17 protein-coding genes are annotated in these 18,431 nt (G+C 74.3%); 8 read left to right on the top strand and 9 right to left on the bottom strand.

What is annotated here, in order from left to right; translation table 11 throughout:
- The first annotated feature begins 35 nt into the window (after positions 1–35).
- Together ACA511_RS23950 and ACA511_RS23945 are read left to right on the top strand one after the other, a co-directional pair.
- Positions 36–725, top strand: coding sequence for a lysophospholipid acyltransferase family protein (locus ACA511_RS23950; protein WP_375026812.1), 690 nt, complete (start codon positions 36–38; stop codon positions 723–725).
- A 70-nt stretch (positions 726–795) separates the two neighbouring features.
- Complete coding sequence (locus tag ACA511_RS23945; protein ID WP_375026811.1) at positions 796–1,644, top strand: ATP-binding protein; 849 nt, start codon at positions 796–798, stop codon at positions 1,642–1,644.
- 1 nt (position 1,645) lies between these two features.
- Here ACA511_RS23945 and ACA511_RS23940 read toward each other — a convergent pair whose 3' ends face one another.
- Entirely contained in the window at positions 1,646–3,064 is a 1,419-nt protein-coding gene (locus ACA511_RS23940; protein WP_375026810.1) for an MFS transporter, read from the bottom strand.
- Positions 3,065–3,171: 107 nt separating this feature from the next.
- Between ACA511_RS23940 and ACA511_RS23935 the strand changes: the two genes are divergently transcribed.
- Positions 3,172–3,750: a TetR/AcrR family transcriptional regulator gene (locus tag ACA511_RS23935; RefSeq protein ID WP_375026809.1), complete on the top strand. Its 579-nt coding sequence runs from the start codon at positions 3,172–3,174 to the stop codon at positions 3,748–3,750.
- A 3-nt stretch (positions 3,751–3,753) separates the two neighbouring features.
- On the opposite strand, the gene ACA511_RS23930 is transcribed toward ACA511_RS23935, so the two are convergent.
- Entirely contained in the window at positions 3,754–4,830 is a 1,077-nt protein-coding gene (locus ACA511_RS23930) for a mechanosensitive ion channel family protein (RefSeq protein ID WP_375026808.1), read from the bottom strand.
- A 151-nt stretch (positions 4,831–4,981) separates the two neighbouring features.
- Here ACA511_RS23930 and ACA511_RS23925 point away from each other — a divergent pair, with 151 nt between their 5' ends.
- A complete protein-coding gene (locus ACA511_RS23925) occupies positions 4,982–6,622 on the top strand; it encodes a CocE/NonD family hydrolase (RefSeq protein ID WP_375026807.1) in 1,641 nt (546 codons plus the stop codon).
- On the opposite strand, the gene ACA511_RS23920 is transcribed toward ACA511_RS23925, so the two are convergent.
- Positions 6,619–7,068: a peroxiredoxin gene (locus ACA511_RS23920; RefSeq protein ID WP_375026806.1), complete on the bottom strand. Its 450-nt coding sequence runs from the start codon at positions 7,066–7,068 to the stop codon at positions 6,619–6,621. The genes ACA511_RS23925 and ACA511_RS23920 overlap by 4 nt on opposite strands.
- A gap of 10 nt (positions 7,069–7,078) precedes the next feature.
- The gene (locus tag ACA511_RS23915; protein ID WP_375026805.1) at positions 7,079–7,687 is read right to left on the bottom strand and encodes a histone deacetylase; all 609 of its coding nucleotides are present in this window, start codon (positions 7,685–7,687) and stop codon (positions 7,079–7,081) included.
- A 195-nt stretch (positions 7,688–7,882) separates the two neighbouring features.
- Here ACA511_RS23915 and ACA511_RS23910 point away from each other — a divergent pair, with 195 nt between their 5' ends.
- From ACA511_RS23910 to ACA511_RS23900, 3 genes are all read left to right on the top strand, one after another.
- Positions 7,883–9,121: a glycosyltransferase gene (locus tag ACA511_RS23910; protein WP_375026804.1), complete on the top strand. Its 1,239-nt coding sequence runs from the start codon at positions 7,883–7,885 to the stop codon at positions 9,119–9,121.
- An 84-nt stretch (positions 9,122–9,205) separates the two neighbouring features.
- Entirely contained in the window at positions 9,206–12,169 is a 2,964-nt protein-coding gene (locus tag ACA511_RS23905; protein ID WP_375026803.1) for an AAA family ATPase, read from the top strand.
- A 280-nt stretch (positions 12,170–12,449) separates the two neighbouring features.
- Positions 12,450–13,277, top strand: coding sequence for a nitroreductase/quinone reductase family protein (locus ACA511_RS23900; protein ID WP_375026802.1), 828 nt, complete (start codon positions 12,450–12,452; stop codon positions 13,275–13,277).
- Positions 13,278–13,331: 54 nt separating this feature from the next.
- On the opposite strand, the gene ACA511_RS23895 is transcribed toward ACA511_RS23900, so the two are convergent.
- Positions 13,332–14,285 (bottom strand): ornithine cyclodeaminase family protein, encoded by a 954-nt coding sequence (locus tag ACA511_RS23895; protein ID WP_375026801.1) that lies wholly within the window; start codon positions 14,283–14,285, stop codon positions 13,332–13,334.
- Positions 14,286–14,329: 44 nt separating this feature from the next.
- Positions 14,330–15,322 (bottom strand): ABC transporter ATP-binding protein, encoded by a 993-nt coding sequence (locus ACA511_RS23890; protein ID WP_375026800.1) that lies wholly within the window; start codon positions 15,320–15,322, stop codon positions 14,330–14,332.
- Between the two features lie 351 nt (positions 15,323–15,673).
- Between ACA511_RS23890 and ACA511_RS23885 the strand changes: the two genes are divergently transcribed.
- Positions 15,674–16,729 carry a S1 family peptidase gene (locus ACA511_RS23885; protein ID WP_375026799.1) on the top strand — a complete coding sequence of 352 codons (1,056 nt, stop codon included), beginning with the start codon at positions 15,674–15,676 and terminating at the stop codon, positions 16,727–16,729.
- A gap of 101 nt (positions 16,730–16,830) precedes the next feature.
- On the opposite strand, the gene ACA511_RS23880 is transcribed toward ACA511_RS23885, so the two are convergent.
- The 3 genes from ACA511_RS23880 to ACA511_RS23870 are packed head-to-tail and all read right to left on the bottom strand — an operon-like array spanning position 16,831 to position 18,426.
- Positions 16,831–17,568 (bottom strand): thioesterase II family protein, encoded by a 738-nt coding sequence (locus ACA511_RS23880; RefSeq protein ID WP_375026798.1) that lies wholly within the window; start codon positions 17,566–17,568, stop codon positions 16,831–16,833.
- Positions 17,565–18,224, bottom strand: a complete 660-nt coding sequence (locus ACA511_RS23875) for a GNAT family N-acetyltransferase (protein ID WP_375026797.1) — start codon at positions 18,222–18,224, stop codon at positions 17,565–17,567. Before ACA511_RS23875 ends, ACA511_RS23880 begins: the two co-directional genes overlap by 4 nt.
- Positions 18,217–18,426 (bottom strand): MbtH family protein, encoded by a 210-nt coding sequence (locus tag ACA511_RS23870; protein WP_375026796.1) that lies wholly within the window; start codon positions 18,424–18,426, stop codon positions 18,217–18,219. The genes ACA511_RS23875 and ACA511_RS23870 overlap by 8 nt, the downstream gene beginning before the upstream one ends.
- Positions 18,427–18,431 lie beyond the last annotated feature (5 nt).

The raw sequence follows: 18,431 nt of genomic DNA, 5'->3' as shown, positions 1-18,431 counted from the left end.
CGCCGGGGACCGCGCGCCCCATAGCCTTCTCGGACATGGACCCCGAACGCCTTGTCTACCCGCTGATGAAGTACGTCGTCATGGGACCCGCGATGCGCGTCGCGTTCCTGCCCGCGGTGAGCGGCCTGCGGCACGTCCCGCGGCTCGGCCCGGTGATCCTCGCCGCGAACCACCTGGCGTTCCTCGACTCGTTCGTGCTGCCGCTGATGGTGCCGCGGCGGGTCCACTTCCTCGGCAAGCACGAGTACTTCACCGGGGCGGGGCTGAAGGGCCAGGCCGCCGCGACGTTCTTCCGCGGCGTCGGCGCCATCGCGGTCGACCGGTCCGGCGGCCGGGCGGCGCTGGACGCCCTCGACAGCTCCGCGGCCGTGCTGGAGCGCGGCGGCGCGTTCGCGATCCACCCCGAGGGCACCCGCTCCCCCGACGGGCGGCTCTACCGGGGCCGCACGGGCGTGGCGCGGCTGGCGATGCGGACCGGCGCGCCCGTCGTCCCGGTCGCGATCATCGGCACGGACAAGGTGCAGCCGCGGGGCCGGGCCGTCCCGAAACCGGGCCGGATCGGGCTGCGCATCGGCCCGCCGATGGACTTCCGCGGACGCGGCGACGGCGTCCCGCGCGGGAAGGCGGCCCGGCAGGTCACCGACGAGATCATGGAGGCGATCCAGGGGCTGTCGGGGCAGGAGTACGTGGACGACTACGCGCCCCGCCCCGCCGGCTCCCCCTGACCGCCCGCCGTCCGGCACAGGTTTGAGCGTGACCGAAAGGGCACGATTCATGGTGACGGACGGAGATGATGTGGAAATCAGCCTGGACCTCCTTCTCCCCCGGGACGCCGCGAGCGTCCCGGCGACCCGGAGGCTCCTGGACGCGGCGCTCACCGCACTCGGGGTCGAGGACCACATCCGGGACGACATCGAGATGATGCTCACCGAGGCGTGCACCAACGTGATCGAGCACGCCGAGCACGGCGCCGACTACACCGTGCGCGTCACGATCCACGACCGGCGCTGCGTGATCAAGGTGATCGACTCCGGCGCCGGGTTCGACGCCGAGCGGGTGCCCCGGCCCGAGCCGTCCGCCGAGCACGGCCGCGGCCTGCTGATCATGCGGTCGCTGGCGGACGACGTGCGGTTCCGCTCGTTCCCCGAGGACGGCGCGCTGGTCTCGCTGGAGAAGCGGCTGACCTACGGCGAGGACAGCCTCGGCGGGCTGCTCACCGCGGACAGCCCGGTCCCGGTCATGGCCGGCGCCGACCCGGACCAGGAGGCGTTCGCCGGCCGGATGTTCGAGATGGCGCGGGCCGGCGAGACCGGGCGGCTCGTCGCCTACGTCGAGGCCGGGGTCCCGGTGAACCTGTGCAACGACCGGGGCGACACGCTGCTCATGCTCGCCGCCTACCACGGCCACCCGCAGACGGTCCGGGCCCTGGCGGCGCGGGGCGCCGACCCCGAGCGCGCGAACGACAAGGGCCAGCGCCCCCTCGCGGGCGCGGTGTTCAAGAAGGAGGCGGACGTGGTGCGGGCCCTGCTCGACGCGGGCGCGGACCCGCGCGCGGGCTCCCCGTCCGCCGCCGACACGGCGCGGATGTTCGGCGACACCGAGTTCCTCGCCTGGTTCGACGACGCCGCTCCCCCGTCCGCCTGACTCACCGCGGGACGCGCAGGACGAGCACGGCCACCGCCAGCGCCGCGGCGGCGAACACGGCGCCGGTCGCGAACGCCGCGTCCATGCCGTGCACGATGTCGCCGCCGGACGCGGCGGAACCGTGGACGGTGACCATGACCGCCGAGCCCAGCGACCCGCCCGTCCACAGCATCGTCTGCGCCACCCCGGACGCCGCGCCCGCCTGCGCGGGCTCCACGCCGGCCAGGATCGTCGCGTTCAGCGGCATGACCGACAGTCCGCCTCCGGCGCCCATCAGCAGGAACGGGACGAGCAGCCCGGCGGCGTAGCCGTCCCCGGGCGAGAGCCGCGACAGCCACAGCAGGCCGGCGGTGAGCAGGACCGCACCCGCCACGACGAGCGGGCGGGCGCCCATCCGGGCCATGAGGCGCGGCGCCAGCCGGACGACGGCGAACTGCATCCCCACCATCGGCAGGAACGCCGCGCCGGCGCGCAGCGGCCCGTAGTGCAGAACCTGCTGCAGGTACTGGGTGAGGAAGAAGAACGCGCCGAACATCGCGGCGGTCAGCAGGAACTGGCCGAGATAGGACGCGGCGCGGTCGCGACCGGTCAGCAGCCACAGCGGCATGACCGGCTGCCGGACCCGCGTCTCGATCGCGACGAAACCGGCCAGCAGGACGGCGGCGGCCCCGAACGCGGCGAGCACCCGGCCGTCGCCCCAGCCGTCCGACCCGGCCCGGATCAGCGCGTGGACGAGCGCGGTCATGCCGAGCGTGGACGTGACGGCGCCGCCGAGGTCGAACCGGCCGGGGCGGCGCCGCGTCTCGGCGAGGACGCGCGGCGCGGCCAGCAGCAGGACGGCGCCGACGGGGACGTTGACGAAGAACACCCACCGCCAGGACCCGGCCTCGGTCAGCGCGCCGCCGGCGACCATGCCGGCGGCGGCGCCGGCGCCGGTCACCGCGGAGAAGACGCTCAGCGCGCGGACGCGGGCGGGCCCCTCGAAGTGCTGCGCGATCAGCGCCATCGCGCTCGGCGCGGCGACCGCGGCGGCGACGCCCTGGCCGGCGCGGGCGGCGAGCAGCCACCAGCCCGTCTCCGCCAGGCCGCCGAGCAGGGACGCGGCCGTGAACAGCGCGACCCCGGCGATGAACGCGCGGCGGCGGCCGAACACGTCCCCGGCGCGCCCGCCGAGGAGCAGCAGGCCGCCGAACGCGAGCATGTAGGCGTTCTGTATCCAGGCCAGGCTCCCGGTCGACAGGCCGAGCCCCTGCCGCACCTCCGGAAGCGCGATGGTGACGACCGAGGTGTCCAGGCCGATCATGAGCTGGCAGCCGACGATGACGGCGAGGACGGTTCCTGGGCGATGATGGTGGGCGGCGGTTCCCCCCGGAGCGGCGAACTCCGGGGGTGCGGCCGTCCGCTCGTTGGACGCGGTCACAGGCGAACCTTCCCGAGATAAGGAACGGCGAAGTACACTATGCGGGGAACGTACCACCGATCGACCAGAAAGAGAACGCCAGCGTTCACTATTTTGGGGGGCGCGCCGTGACCCCGGCCACCCGCCGCCGCGGCGGCGACCTGGAGTCGGCGATCTTCGACGCCGTGTTCGCGCAGCTGGAGGCCGTGGGCTACGCCAAGCTGACCATGGAAGGGGTCGCGACCGCCGCCCGGACCGGCAAGGCCGCGCTCTACCGGCGGTGGAAGTCCAAGGACGAGCTGATCTCCGACGCGCTCAAGCACGTCCTGCCCGAGACGCCCACCGCGCCCGACACCGGCACGGTGCGCGAGGACCTCCTCGCCATCCTCGGCTGCACGCGGGACACGCTGGTCGCCTGCCGGGGCGCCGCCTTCAAGGTGCTGAAGGAGGAGACGGAGGCGGGCAAGGGCATCGTGCACGAGGTCGTGCGCGACCGGCTGTCCCAGCCCGTCCGGGACCTGGTGTACGACGCGCTGCTGCGGGCCGCCGAGCGCGGCGAGATCCGCCCCGGGGCGGCGACCAGGCAGGTCGCGAACGTCGGCCAGGCCGTGATCGTCTATCACAACCTCGTCGAGGGCGGCCCGCTCGACGACGACTACGTGCGTTCGGTCGTGGACGAGGTGATGATGCCGCTCGTGCGGCCGTGACGGTCAGAGGGCGAGTTCGTCCCTGTGGGGGACGCCGTTCGCGCGGGACCGCTCGTCGACGATCACGCGGTGCTGCCAGTAGGGCGGCGCGACGCCCTCCTCGCGCAGCGTCCGGTGCAGCCGCTTGAGGAACTCGTGCTTGATGGCGAACTGGTCGCCGAACTCGCTGGACCGCAGGATCACGTGGAAGCCGACCGAGGCGTCGTTGAAGTCGTCGAACCGCACCAGGACGTTGGCGTCCTCTACCCCGCCCTGCACGTCCTTCATGACGTCGTGGCCGACCCTGGTGAGGAGCTTCTCCACCTCGTCCAGGTCGACCTCGTAGGGCACCTTCGCGTACACCATCACCGACATGTCCTGCGCGGGCCGGTGGTAGTTGGTCAGGATCGTGTCAGAGAACCGCTGGTTCGGGATGACCTCGATGTTGTCGGAGAGCGTCCGGATGGAGGTGTTGCGCCAGTTGATGTCGACGACGTACCCCTCCTGGCCGCTGGAGAGCTTGATGTAGTCGCCGGGCTCGATCGTCTTGGACGCGAGGACGTGCACGCCCGCGAACAGGTTGGCGAGCGTGTCCTGCAGCGCCAGCGCCACCGCGAGACCGCCGACGCCCAGCGCGCCGAGCATCGGCGTGATGGACACCCCGATGCTCTGCAGCATCACCAGGACGCCGATGCCGAGCACGATCACCCGGGTGATGTTGGCGAAGATCGTGACGTTCGCGGCGACGCCCTGCCGGGCCAGCGCGATCGAGGTGACCGACGCCGCGATCAGCCGCGCCATCGCCAGCGAGACCACCAGGATCGTCACGGCCGTCAGCACCCTGGCGGCCACGTCCAGGGTGCCGCGCGGGAGTTCCAGCACCTTCGCCGCCGCCCACAGGCCGAGCAGCACCGCGAGCGGCATCGCCAGGTCCCGGATGAGGCGGGCGGCCAGGTCGTCCCAGGTCCACCGGGTGTCGCCCGCCCGGCGGAACAGCCGGCCGGTCAGCAGCCGCAGGAGGACGGCGATCGCCAGCGCGGCCGCCATGACGATGGCGGCGACGATGACCCGTTCCCAGCTCAGATCGCCCAGATGACCCATGAGGTGTGTGACGCTCCCTCCGCGGCTGCCCGCAAGATCCCGATTTGCCGTGCTATGCGTCCACGATCGTAGTGAAGCCCCGGTGTGCTGCGAGGCACATCACGGAGTTGTGGCCGCGGGTTCGGCCGTCCTGGCGATTACGATCGGACGGGTGGTAGGCGTGGGAATGATGCGCCGGCTGGGGGTCACGGCGCTGGGACTGCGGAACGGCCCCCACCGGGTGACGGTCGAACGGGACCTCGAAGTCCCGACCGGCGACGGCGTGACGCTGCTGGCCGACCGGTACGCCCCGGTGGACGTCGACAGGGCGCCCACGGTGCTCGTCCGCTCCCCGTACGGGCGGCGCGGGCCGTTCGGGCTGATGTGCGGGCAGGCGTTCGCGTCGCACGGGTTCCAGGCCGTGGTGCAGAGCGTCCGCGGCGGGTTCGGGTCCGGCGGCGTGTTCGAGGCCCTCGACGAGCGCGAGGACGGGCTCGCCACCATCGAGTGGCTGAAGTCGCGGCCGTGGTTCGGCGGCACGTTCGCCATGCACGGCCCGAGCTACCTCGGCTACGTGCAGTGGGCCGTCGCCGCCGAGGCCGGGCCCGAGCTGAAGGCCCTGTCGATGCAGGTCACCGCCTCGACGTTCCGGGACGCCGTCAACGTCGGCGGCACGTTCGCGCTGGAGTCGGCGCTCATCTGGGTCGACCTGACCGCGCGGATGAAGAACTCCCTGTCCGGCATCACGACCGGCATCATGTCGCCGCGCCGCGCCCGGCGCGCGACGCTGTCCGGACGTCCCATCGCCGAACTCGACCGGCTCGCGACCGGCGGGCAGCAGCGCTTCTTCCAGGACCTCCTCGTCAACGGCCCCGACACCCCGTTCTGGGACAAGCGCGACTTCAGCCCCACCGTCTCCAAGGTCACCGCGCCGGTGCACATGACGGGCGGCTGGTACGACATCTTCCTGCCCTGGCAGATGAAGGACTACGCGGCCCTGCGCGCCGCCGGCCGCCGCCCCTACCTGACCATCGGCCCCTGGTTCCACGCCGACCAGCACATGATGCGCGGCTCGGTCGCCGACTCGATCCGCTGGTTCCGCGCCCACCTGCTGGACGACCCGTCCGACCTGCGGGAGCAGCCCGTCCGGCTGTTCGTCACCGGCGCCGACGAGTGGCGCGAGTTCCCCGACTGGCCGGTCCCCGGCATGCGCGAGGAGCGCTGGCACCTGCACCCCGCCGGCGCCCTGTCCCCCGACGCCCCGCCCGAGTCGGAGCCGGACGCCTACCGCTACGACCCGAACCACCCGACCCCGTTCCTCGGCGGCCCGACGCTCCTCGGCGAGAGCCGCCCGTCCACCGACCAGAAGCGCCTGGAGCGCCGCCGGGACGTCCTCACCTACACCTCCGCCGTGCTGGACGACGACGTGGAGATCATCGGCCCGGTCACCGCCGACCTGCACATCCGCTCGAACCGGGAGCACACCGACTTCGTCGTCCGGCTCTGCGACGTGACGCCGGACGGCGAGTCGCTGAACCTGTGCGAGGGCATGCGCCGCCTCGTCCCCGGCACGCCGGAACCGGACGCCGACGGCGTCCGGCACGTCGCCGTCGAACTGTGGCCGGCCGGCCACCGCTTCCGCCGCGGCCACCGCATCCGCGTGCAGGTGGCGAGCGGCGCCTACCCGCGCGTGGCCCGCAACCCCGGCACCGGCGAGCCCATCGGCACCGCCACCGAGATGCTGACGGCCGACCAGGAGATCTTCCACACCCCGGGCCTGGCGTCCACCGTCAACCTCCCCGTCGTCCGCTAACGCGCGCGGAGGGCCTCCAGGGCCCTGTCGGCGTGGGTGTTCATGCGGACCTCGCTCTTGACGACCGCCAGGACGCGGCGGTCGGTGCCGATGACGAAGGTCCGGCGCCTGGTCGGCATGAGGGCCAGGCCGCGCTTGACGCCGAAGCGGGCGCGGACCTCGCCGGACGGGTCGGACAGGAGGGGGTAGCCGAAGGCGTGCCTGTCGGCGAACTCCTTCTGCTTGGCGACGGGGTCGGCGCTGATGCCGACCGGGTGGGCGCCGACCTCGGCCAGCTCCGCGACCAGGTCGCGGAAGTGGCAGGCCTCGGCGGTGCAGCCGGGGGTCAGGGCGGCGGGGTAGAAGAACAGGACCACGGGCCCCTTCTCCAGGAGGGCGGCGAGAGTGCGGGGTTCGCCCGTCTCGTCGGGCAGTTCGAAGTCGTCAACGACGTCACCGACGTTCATGGGGTCGAACCTAGTCCAGGAGGGCGGCGATGGCACGGGCGGTCCACGCGCCGCGGGCGCCGGGACGTCCGGCCAGGTAGGAGCCGGCGCGGGCGGCGGTCCAGTCGTGCGCCTCCCGCAGCCCGTTGCCGAGCATGGCCAGGTAGGGGGCCGTGGGCGCGTTTGGAGGCGCCGGAGCGGGTGAGGTGAAGGTGAGCATGGCGCGGCCGGCCCGCTCGCCGACCTTCAGGACGGTCTCGTAGCGGCCCGGGCCGAGGCTCTGGCGGCCGCGGGCGAGGGCCTCGGAGAGGTCGTGGTCGGCGCCCGCGCCGCGGCGCATCTCCTGGGCGAGGACGTCGCAGAACTGGCGCCGGGTCAGCAGGTAGGCGCGGGCGGCGGCCCGGCCGGGGAGGTCCGGGTCGTAGAAGGCCATTCCGCCGCCCCAGGTCAGGGAGGTGTGCCCGAAGTAGATGCCGCCGGGGACCGTGATCGAGCAGACGGCGCGGGCGGGCCGCGGATCGCGGCAGCCGGTGTAATGGCGGGCGCTCCCCCGGGGCCGCCCGCCCGCGAGGTAGCAGTGGAACCTCTCCCGGAAGAGGTTCGAGCCGTAGGCCACGTACCAGAGCGGATCATCGTTCATCTGGTCCAGTATTCCCGCAGGCCAGTGGTGGTTTGTTGGGTCCTGGACGGGCCGGATGCGCTTTCGCCAGGTTTGACGGAGCGCCCCCGCGGATATGAAACTGGCCGAGCAGGTGTCTACGACGCAGATACCTCCGTGCTTCCCCTGTGATGTCCCGGAGGATCCGTCATGAATCGCCCGCTTAATATCGCTCTGGTGTCCGCCTCCGACCTCGACGGCGAGCACCTGCAGTCAGTGCACGTCCGGGATCTCGCTCGCTCGCTCACCCGTCCGCTCACGTCGGACGGAGAGCCGAGCCAGGTCACGGTGTACGCGCGGCGGGAGGACAAGTCCGCCCGCGGCCGTGTCCGGCTCGCGCCGGGCGCCACCCTGGTCCACCTGGACGCCGGGCCCGCGCGCCCGCTTTCGGACGACGAGCTGCTGCGGCACATCCGCGACTTCGCGGACGGGCTGCGCCGCCGCTGGAGCGGCGCCGGACGTCCCGACATCGTGCACGCGCACGGCTGGATCGGCGGCCTCGCCGCCTGTGCCGTCGCCCGCGAGCTGGGCATCCCGTTCGCGCAGAGCTACCACGGCGTGGCCGCGTCCGAGCGCCGCGCCGGCCGCCGGGTGCACCCGCACCGCGACCGGCTGGAGAAGGCCATCGGCCGCGACGCCGACCTGGTGCTCGTCGGGCACGCCGAGGAGGCCGGCCAGGTCGTGCGGATGGGCGTGCCGCGCCCGTCGGTCGCGGTCGTCCCCTACGGCGTGGACGGCGAGCAGTTCGCGCAGGTCGGCCCGGCCATGCCGCACGGCGGCCGGCCCCGCCTCGTGATGGTCTGCGACGATCTGGAGGCCGGCGACGTCGCGACCGCGATGCGCGCCCTGGTGCACGTCCCGGACGCCGAGCTGACCGTCGCCGGCGGCCCGGAGCGCGAGGATCTGGAGAGCGACCAGGCCGTGCACCGGCTGCGGCTGCTCGCCAAGGAACTGCACGTCGCCGACCGGGTGATCTTCCTCGGCCGGCTGCCGCGCAAGGCGCTGCCGAAGCTGCTGCGCACCGCGAGCCTCGCCCTCTGCCTGGCCCCGCACGAGCCGTCCCCGTCGGTCCCGCTGGAGGCCATGGCCTGCGGCGTCCCCGTCGTGGCGACCCCGGCGGGCGGGCACGTCGACGAGGTGCTCGACCACATCACCGGGCTGCACGTCCCGGCGGGACGGCCGGTCGTGATCGGCCGGGCGGTCCGGCACCTGCTGGCCGAGGAGACCACGCTGCACGGGTACTCGATCGCCGCCGCCGACCGCGCCCGGTCCCGGTACTCGCTGGAGCGGATCGCCGCCGAGACGCTGCGCGCGTACAAGAAGGTGCTGCCCGAGCCGGAGCCGGAGCCCGAGCCCGAGGCGACGGCGGAGGACGCGGCGGAGCCGGAGCCCGGCAGGACCCCCGCCCTGGTCTGACCCCGCGACAGTCCCCGGCGGGCCCCGGTTCCCTCCCCGGATCCGGGGCCCGTCCATGTCCGGTCCGATGGGATACTCGACGGAATGAGCGGGGTGCTGATCGGCAGAGCGGCGGAACTGGCGGAGCTGAGCGCCGCGCTGGAGCGGGCCGCCGCGGGCGGCGCGGGCGCCGTGCTGGTCAGCGGCGACGCCGGCGTCGGCAAGTCCCATCTGGTGTCCGCGCTGACCCGCGCCGCCCGTGCGCAGGGCTGCGCGGTCCTCGTCGGGCAGTGCGCGGAGCTGGGCGAGAGCATGCCGTACCTGCCGCTCGCGGACGCGCTGTGGACGGCCGCGCAGGCCGGCGCCCCGGAGGCGGACCAGGTCCGCGCGGCGCTCGACGCCCGCCCGGTGCTGAAGGGCCTGCTGCCGGACGGCGACGGCGCCCCGAGCGCGGCGTCGGAGCTGGGCCAGCAGCAGCTGTTCGGCGCGGTGCTCGGGCTGCTCGGCGAGCTGGGCCGCGACCGGCCCGTCCTGCTCGTCCTGGAGGACCTGCACTGGGCCGACCGGTCGACCCGGCACCTGCTGACGTTCCTGTGCCGCGTCCTGCAGCGCGAGCGGGTCTGCCTCGTCGGCACGTACCGGGCGGACGACCTGCACCGGCGGCATCCGCTGCGCCCGGTGGTGGCGGAGCTGCTGCGGCTGCCGAACGTCGCCGGGGTGGAGGTCCCGCCGTTCGGGCCCGGCGAGACCGCCGAGTACGTCGCGGAGCTGTCGCGCGGCGCCGCGCCGGTGACGGCGGAGGTCGTCGAGCGCGTGCACCGGCGGTCGGAGGGCAACCCCTTCTACGCCGGCGAGCTGTACTCGGCCGATCCGGAGCTGCGGGACGGGGCGGCGGAGCTGCCGTCCGGGCTCGCCGACCTGCTGCTGTCGCGGGTGGAGCGGCTGTCGGCCGGCGGGCAGCGCGTGGTGCGGGTCGCGGCGGTGGCCGGGCGCCGCGTCGACGACGAGCTGGTGCGCCGGGTCTCCGGGCTGGACGAGGCCGCGGTCGGCGAGGCGCTGCGCGAGGTGGTGTCGCACCAGCTGCTCGTCCCGTCCGGCGCGGGGTACACGTTCCGGCACGCGCTGCTGCGCGAGGCCGTCTACGCCGACCTGCTGCCGGGCGAGCGGACGCGGCTGCACGCCGACTTCGCCCGCCTGCTCGCCGGCCTGCCGGACGGGACGCGGGGGTCGGCGGCGGAGCTGGCCCACCACAGCCTCGCCGCGCACGATCTGCCGGCCGCGTTCGCCGCGTCCGTCCGGGCGGGGCGGGAGGCCGACCGGCTGGGCGCGCCGGCGGAGGCGTTCGAGCACTACGAGCGGGCGCTGGAGCTGTGGGAGGCCGTCCCCGGCCCGGAGGAGGCCGCCGGGACGGACCGGTTGCGGCTGTCGCTGACCGCCGCGCAGGCGTCCGCGCGGGCCGGGGAGCTGCGCCGCGCCGTGCACCGGCTGCGCCGCCTGCTGGACGCGGCCGACCCCGCGGACGTGCTGCTCGGCTCGCGGATCCGCGAGCACCTGGCGTCCTATCTCGGCGATATCGACGAGGACGCGGAGTCGCAGGCGGTGGCGCGCGAGGCGTTCACGATGCTGCCCGCCGAACCGCCGACGCAGGAGCGCGCCTACGCCCTCGCGACCTACGCGCGGACGCTGCTGTACCGGGACGCCGAGGGGGAGCTGCCCGCGTTCGCGGAGCGGGCCGTCGAGGAGGCGCGGGCCGCGGGGGCGACCGGCGCCGAGTCGAGCCTGCTGGTGACGCTCGGCCTGTACCGGGAGTCGCGGGAGGCCGACACGGGCGTCGCGGAGGTGTTCGCCGAGGCCCGCGACCTGGCCGCCGCGGACGGCGAGACGTCGATGAGCGCGATGCGGGCCGCGTTCCACTACGCGCGGACGAAGTTCGACCGCGGCGACCTCGCGGGCGCGGTCCGCGCCGCCGACGAGGGCGTGAAGTTCGCCCTGGACAACGGGCTCGGCTGGAGCACGTTCGGGACGGTGCTGCGCTCGCTGCGGTACCTGATCCACTACACGTCGGGGAACTGGGCGGAGGCGGAGCGGCTGGCCGCCGACTTCGCCGTCCCGGTCGTCCGGCCGCACGAGGCGCAGGTGTCGGCGTACGCGCTGTTCGTGGAGGTCGCGCAGGGCTCCCCCGCCGTGGACGAGCGGCTGCGGTGGATCGCGCCCCTGTGGGGGCGGGACAACTTCCTCAACTACGTCGCGCGGGGCCTCGCCGCCGAGCACGCCCTCTGGCGGGGCGACCCCGACACCGCGGCCGAGCACGTCGGGAGCGTCCTCGACACCGTCTACGTCGAGAGCACCGGCGCGATCCGCATCGCCGCGACCGGCCTGTGGGCGGAGGCCGAGCGGGCGTCCCGCGCCCGCGCCGCCGGCGACGAGGCGGCCGTGCGCGCCGCGTCCGAGGCGGGCGACGCGCTGCTGCGGACCGCCAGAGCGGTCGTCGCCGTCAACACCGACGGGCAGCCGCGCGCCTGGCTCGGGCTCGAAGGGCTCGGGTGGCTGGCCCGCGCGGAGGCCGAGCGGCGGCGCGTCGACGGCGTCCACGACGTGGAGCTGTGGCGGAGGACCGCCGAGCTGTTCACCTACGGCGACCCGGACGGCGGGTTCGCCTACGAGGTGGCGCGCTCCCGGTGGCGGCTGGCCGAGGCCCTCGCCGAGAACGGCGGCCGCGAGGAGGCGGCGGCGCAGTGGCGGTCGGCCCTCGCGATCGCCGAGCGCCTGGACGCGAAGCCGCTGCTCGGGGTGCTGCGCGACCTCGGCGCCCGCGCCCGCCTCGGCGGCGCCGGCCGCGCGGCGCCCGCCGCGTCCCGCCGGTCGCCGTCCGGCCCGCTCGGCGCCCTCACCGGACGCGAGCGCGAGGTCCTGAAGCTGGTCGCGGAGGGGCGCAACAACCGCGAGATCGCGGCGGCGCTGTTCATCTCCCCGAAGACGGCGAGCGTCCACGTGTCCAACATCCTCGCCAAGCTGAACGTCACCAGCCGCACCCAGGCCGCCGCCGTGGCCCACCGCGAAGAACGGTGAATCTTGCGGCGGATCGCGGAGTTCAGTAATGTGCGGAAGGTGACTGCCGGGTCGGCCTTGGGCCACGAGCGAGTGAGGTTCCCGGCCTCCGAGTGAGGCCGGGGCGGGCACGCGGCCCGCCTTTTCCACTCGCGTTCCTTAATTTCTCTTCACGCGCCTCGCGCGACGTCAACGGGCATGCCCGTCGTTTCGGCATGCCCTTCCCCGCCATTTCCCCGGTCATGGTCGCTTGCCGCTTCCATGGCTTCTTCGGCATGCCCGAAAACAGTTCAGGAGACTGATGAATTTCAACACCCAGGTCATCGAGGAGTTCCGCGCCAACGGCGGGCGGGTCGGCGGCCCGTTCGAGGGCGGGCGGCTGCTCCTGCTGACCACGACCGGGGCGCGGTCGGGCGCCCCGCACACGACGCCGCTCGGCTACCTGCCGGACGGCGTGGGGCGCGTCCTCGTCATCGCGTCGGCGGGCGGCTCGCCCAAGAACCCGGCGTGGTTCCACAACCTGGTCGCCCGTCCGCGGGTGACGGTGGAGAGCGGCGACTTCACGTACGAGGCGGACGCGGTCGTCCTGGCGGGCGCCGAGCGCGACGCCGCGTTCGCGCGGGCGGTCGAGGCCGAGCCCGGATGGGGCGAGTACGAGATCCGGTCGGGGCGGACGCTGCCCGTCGTCGCCCTGGTCCCGCTGGTGGCCGGGCCGCCCGGCGGGCCCGAGACGCCGGGCGCCATGCTCGTCGCGGTGCACGACGCGTTCCGCCGGGAACTGCGGCTGATCCGCGCGGAGGTCGCCGCGTCGGGGGCCGGGGTGGGCGCGCAGCTGCGGATCAACTGCCTGTCGCTGTGCCAGGGGCTCGGCAACCACCACCTGGGCGAGGACCAGCAGCTGTTCCCGCTCCTGGAGCGGCGCCATCCGCGGCTCGCGCCGGAGCTGGCCCGGCTGCGGGACGAGCACGAGACGATCAAGGCGCTGCTGGACGAGCTGCGCCGCGTCCTCGACTCCGGTGGGCCCGCCTCGCTGCTCGCGGAGGTCGACCGGCTCACCGGCGCGCTGGAGGCGCACCTCGACCGGGAGGAGGAGCGGCTCGTCCCGCTGCTCGACACGCTGGAGGTCTAGCGCGAGGTCCGGCGCGGTGAGCACGCCGCGACGGCGGCGGGGACGGCCGTCGGGTCACGCCAGGAGGTCGAACCGGGCGCCGGCGCCGGCGGCGCGGGCCGCGCGGTAGGCCGTCCAGCTCAGCGCGAGGTCCTGCCAGGGCAGCCCGACCGGCGCGTAGACCGTGACCTCGCGGGCCTTCACCCGTCCCGGGACCTGGCCGCGCAGCAGGTCGCGGAGCGTCCCGGCGGCGTGCTTCACGCCGAGGCCCGCGCCGGCCAGCACGCCCATCTCGACGGCGAGCGGGACGTCGTCGACGACGACGCGGGCGCCCTCCAGCAGGTCGGCGCCCAGCTCCGCCTTGCCGGGCTCGTCCGCGCCGAGCGAGGTGAGGTGCGTCCCGGGCGCGACGTCGGCGGCGTGCAGGAGGGGGCGGCGCGCCCAGGTCGCCAGGACGGCGATCCCGGCGTCCCGGACGGCGGCGCGCGGGTCCGCGGCCACCGACGCGGGGACGCCGAGCAGCGCGCCGTGCCGGTCGGCGAAGCCGGCGGCGCGGCCGGCGTCCAGGTCGCAGACGGTCAGGCCGCGCACCGTCCGCAGCTCGCGCAGGCCGCGCAGGACGAGTTCGGCCTGCGCGCCCGCGCCGATCACCGCGACCGCGCCGGCGTCCGGACGGGCGAGCGCGTGGGTGCCGAGCGCGGCGGCCAGGCCGGTGCGCCACGCGGTGACGGTGGCCGAGTCCAGCAGGGCGAGCAGCTCGCCGGTGCCGAGGTCGTGCAGGCAGACGACCCCGCGCAGCGCCGGACGGCTGCCGGGGAACTTGGCGTTGACCTTCACCGTGTAGGCGGGGATCCCCTCGACCACGCCCGGCAGCAGCGCGGTGGCGGCGCCCTGGCCGGGCAGCGGCGCGACCACCCGGCGCGCGGCCGTCCCGTCCTGCGCCGCGGTGAATCCGCGGCGCAGCGCGTCGAGGCACTCGGCGGGGTCGAGCAGCGCCGCGAGGTCGGAACGGTTCAGCAGGAGCGTCACCGCGCCATTCTCCCCCGCCGGGGCCGCCGGGGACGGGGCCGGGCCTACGGGCGCCGCTGGCGCTGGGCGACCAGCGCGTCCCATTCGGTCAGCCAGTCGCGGCCCTGCTCGTCGATGAACGAGCCCGGCGGCGGGGTGACCCGGTGGTCGCGCAGCCACGCGCCGGGGCGCCGCATCGAGGGGCGCATCCGGCCGTCGCTCGGCATGAGCTGCGGCCGGATCGGCGCCGGCATCGGCGGCGGCCCCGGCGGCTCGGCGGCGACGTCGGCGGCGTCCTTCTCCTCCGCCATGCCGATGGGGCCCTGGCGGCGCGCGTTGAAGAACTGGTTGACCGCCGGGTGCGTGCTGGACAGCACCATCTCGCGCGGTCCGAACATGACCAGGCCGCGGCGGAACAGCAGGCCGAGGTTGTCCGGCAGGACGCGGGCGGTGCCGATGTCGTGGGTCACGATGAGGAAGGTGGCGCCGAGCTCGGTGTTGAGGTCGACGAACAGCTGGTTGAGGTAGGCGGTGCGGACGGGGTCGAGGCCGGAGTCCGGCTCGTCCGCCAGGATGATCTCGGGGTCCAGGACGAGGGCGCGGGCGAGCCCGGCGCGCTTCTTCATCCCGCCGGAGATCTCGCCGGGCAGCTTCTCCTCCGCCCCGGTCAGGCCCACCATGTCCATCTTCTCCAGCACGATGCGCCGGATCTCCGACTCGCCCTTCTTCGTGTGCTCGCGCAGCGGGAAGGCGATGTTGTCGTAGATGTTCATGGAGCCGAACAGGGCGCCGTCCTGGAACAGCACGCCGAACCGGCGGCGCATCTCGTACAGCTCGTTCTCGCGCAGCCGGGGGACGTCGCCGCCGCCGACGTAGACGTGGCCCCGGTCCGGGCGCAGCAGCCCGACGAGGTTCTTCAGGAACACCGACTTGCCGGTGCCGGACGGCCCGAGCAGCGCGGAGATCTCCCCCGCCGGGACGGTGAGCGACACGTCCTCCCAGATGACCTGCCGCCCGAACGACTTCCTGAGCCCTTCCACCCGGATCTCGACACCCATGGGCACTCCCGTGCCGGGGAACCGGGAGCGGGGGATCCGCGTCGAATGTCCGGCCCCCCGTCGCCTTCGACTGTACGACGGGTCCGGCGCGCCGGGGAGGCCCATCGGACGTCCGGTACCGGAGGCCGGGCCCGGAACATACCGGCCGCATCCCGAAACATAATCGCGTTCGGTTCGCGGGCCGGGAGTCCCGCATGCCCGGATGACCACGGGCGGACTCGCAGGATGACAACGACGCCGTCCCGAATTAGGCACCTTCTGCGTCTTACATCCTTATTGACGGTTCTTACACCATGTCCAGGACCTCCGGCGCACCACAAGGGTGCGCCAACCCCCCCGCTGGAGGCACAAGTGAAGAACCGTCACAGGCGCGTCGGCGCCGCCGCCGTCACCACGGTCGCGGCCGGCCTGGTGGCCGCCACCCTCGCCACCGCTCCCGCCGCGTCCGCGGCACCGGCGGCGCCCGCGGCGCCCGCCGCACCCGGCGAGGTCGCGACCGCGATCGCGCACCAGCTCGGCTCCCAGTCCGCCGGCTCCTACCTCAAGGGCGGCAAGCTCGTCGTCACCGTCACGTCCGCGCAGGCCGCGCAGGCGGTGCGCGCCGCCGGCGCCGTGCCGCAGACCGTCGCGCGCAGCGGCGCCGACCTGAAGAAGGTCATGGCGGCGCTCAAGCACGACGCGACCGTCCCCGGCACCGCGTGGGCCGTGGACGCGGCGACCAACCAGGTGCTCCTGACCATGGACAGCACGGTCAAGGGCGCCGGGCTCGCGAAGGTGAAGGCGGCGGCCGCCGAGCAGGGCGCGGCCGTCCGCACCGAGCGGGTCGCCGGGAAGTTCCAGAAGCTCACCCGCGGCGGCGAGGCCATCTACACCGGCGGCGCGCGCTGCTCGCTGGGCTTCAACGTCCGGTCCGGCAGCACGTACTACTTCGTCACCGCAGGGCACTGCACCAACATCGGCACGACCTGGACCGACAGCTCGGGCCAGACGCTCGGCCGCACCGTGTACAGCAGCTTCCCCGGCAACGACTACGGGGTCGTGCAGTACACCTCGGCGCCCGCCGACACGCAGGGCACCGTCAGCCTCTACAGCGGCACCCGCGACATCACCAGCGCCGGGAACGCCGCGGTCGGGCAGACGGTGTACCGCAGCGGCAGCACCACCGGCCTGCACAGCGGCCAGGTCACCGCGCTCAACCAGACGGTCAACTACCAGGAGGGCAGCGTCAGCGGCCTCATCCGCACCACGGTGTGCGCCGAGCCGGGCGACAGCGGCGGCTCCCTGTTCGCCGGGTCCACCGCGCTCGGAATGACCTCCGGCGGCAGCGGCAACTGCTCCTCCGGCGGGACGACGTTCTTCCAGCCCGTCACCGAGCCGCTCTCCCGCTACGGGCTGAGCGTGTACTGATCCCGCGGCTCCACTGAGCTGAAACGGCACCGCGCGAGGCGGGCCGTCCCCATCCGGATCCGTGGGGGCGGCCCGTCCGCCGTGCCGGGCCCCGGCGGGCGTCAGGCGGGCACTTCGAGGGTGCGGTGGATCTCGGCGATGACCGCGGCCTGCTGGTCCGTCAGGTAGAAGTGGCCGCCCGGCAGCACCTTCAGCGCGAACCGGCCGCCGGTGACCCGCGCCCAGCCGCGCGCCTGCTCCTCGGACACGTGCGGGTCGGAGTCCCCGATGACGGCGGTGAGCGGGACGTCCAGCCGCGTCCCGTCCTCGCGGTGCGCGTAGTTCTCGATGAGCGCGAAGTCGTTGCGGACGTACGGGAGGACGAGTTCGCGCAACTCCGGCTCCTGCAACGCCTCGGCGTCGGTTCCGCCCAGCTCGATGATCTCGTCGACCACGCCGTCGTCGTCGAGGTCGGAGACGCGGCGCTCGCCGCCGCGGTCGTGCGGCGGCCGGGTCCCGGACGCGAACACGTGCACGGGGGCGCTGCCCCGCTCCTGCAGCAGCCGCGCCACCTCGTAGGCGAGGACGGCGCCCATGCTGTGCCCGAACAGCGCGGCGGGACGGTCCATCAGCGGGGCCATCGCACCGGCGACCAGGCGGGCGAGCTGGTGCGCGTCGGTGACGAACGCGTCCGCCATCCGGTCGGCGCGGCCCGGGTACTGGACGGCGTGCACCTCGACGGCCGGGCTGACCTCCTTCGCCCACGGGCGGTAGAACACCGCCGACCCGCCGGCGTGCGGCAGGCAGAACAGCCGCATCGACGCCCAGGGGCGCGTCTCGGCGCAGCGGAACCAGGTCACGTGATCAACTCCTCCTCGTACCGGCGGGAGGCGCGGCGCGGGTCGTCCGGCAGCGGCCACGGCGCGACCCTCGGGTCCGGCACGAGCTTGGGCGCGGTGCTCTCCGCGGCCACCTTGAAGCCCCGGCGCCGGTAGGTGGCGATCGCGTTCGGATGGTCGAGGCTGCTCGTGCGCAGCCACACCCGCGACGCGGGCCCCGCGTCCAGGGCCCACAGCTCGCCGCGCTGCCAGGCGCGCCGGCCGCACTGCTCGACGAGGTAGCCGCCGTAGCCGCGGCCGACGAACGCGGGGGTCAGGCCCACCAGGTGGATCTCGGTGTCCCCGCCGGGCTGCGCCTCGATCTCGAAGAAGCCCGCGATGGTGCCCTCGGCCATGGCGATCCACGTGCTCAGCTCGGGCCGCTCGACCCAGGCGCGCCACTGCGCGTACGTCCACGGGAAGCGGTCCGTCCAGCAGACGCGCGAGCCGACGGTCGCGTACAGGGCGCGGCTGACGTCGGCGGACGGCAGCGCGGCCAGCGTGAACGTCATCTCGACGCCGGGCAGCGGCGCGGGGCGCAGGTCGGCCGCGTCCCGCATCTCCATCTCCCACTCGGTGACCGAGGGGATCTCCAGAGCGCCGTCTCCTGGGGGCGGCCCCCAGACGCCTTCACTCACCCATGGCCTCGATGAGGCTCTTCGGCCGCATGTCCGTCCAGTTCTCGTTGATGTAGTCCAGGCACGCCTGCCGGGTGTCCTCGTCCTTGGCCACCGTCCAGCCGGCGGGGACCTCGGCGAAGGACGGCCACAGCGAGTGCTGGCCCTCGTCGTTGACGAGGACGGTGTACGTGCCGTCCGGGTCCTCGAACGGGTTGCTCATCTCTA

Source organism: Actinomadura sp. GTD37 (assembly GCF_041951365.1).
GTDB lineage: Bacteria > Actinomycetota > Actinomycetes > Streptosporangiales > Streptosporangiaceae > Spirillospora.
The sequence above is the reverse complement of the archived record's forward strand: the minus strand, read 5'-3'. Positions and strand labels throughout refer to the sequence as shown.

Bases quoted from the DNA above. Each gene is read 5' to 3' on its own strand.
- ACA511_RS23905 (WP_375026803.1), top strand. From the start codon at position 9,206: ATGAGCGGGGTGCTGATCGGCAGAGCGGCGGAACTGGCGGAGCTGAGC.
- ACA511_RS23890 (WP_375026800.1), bottom strand. From the start codon at position 15,322: ATGGGTGTCGAGATCCGGGTGGAAGGGCTCAGGAAGTCGTTCGGGCGG.
- ACA511_RS23870 (WP_375026796.1), bottom strand. From the start codon at position 18,426: ATGAGCAACCCGTTCGAGGACCCGGACGGCACGTACACCGTCCTCGTC.
- ACA511_RS23920 (WP_375026806.1), bottom strand. From the start codon at position 7,068: ATGAACGTCGGTGACGTCGTTGACGACTTCGAACTGCCCGACGAGACG.
- ACA511_RS23930 (WP_375026808.1), bottom strand. From the start codon at position 4,830: ATGGGTCATCTGGGCGATCTGAGCTGGGAACGGGTCATCGTCGCCGCC.
- ACA511_RS23915 (WP_375026805.1), bottom strand. From the start codon at position 7,687: ATGAACGATGATCCGCTCTGGTACGTGGCCTACGGCTCGAACCTCTTC.
- ACA511_RS23950 (WP_375026812.1), top strand. From the start codon at position 36: ATGGACCCCGAACGCCTTGTCTACCCGCTGATGAAGTACGTCGTCATG.
- ACA511_RS23900 (WP_375026802.1), top strand. From the start codon at position 12,450: ATGAATTTCAACACCCAGGTCATCGAGGAGTTCCGCGCCAACGGCGGG.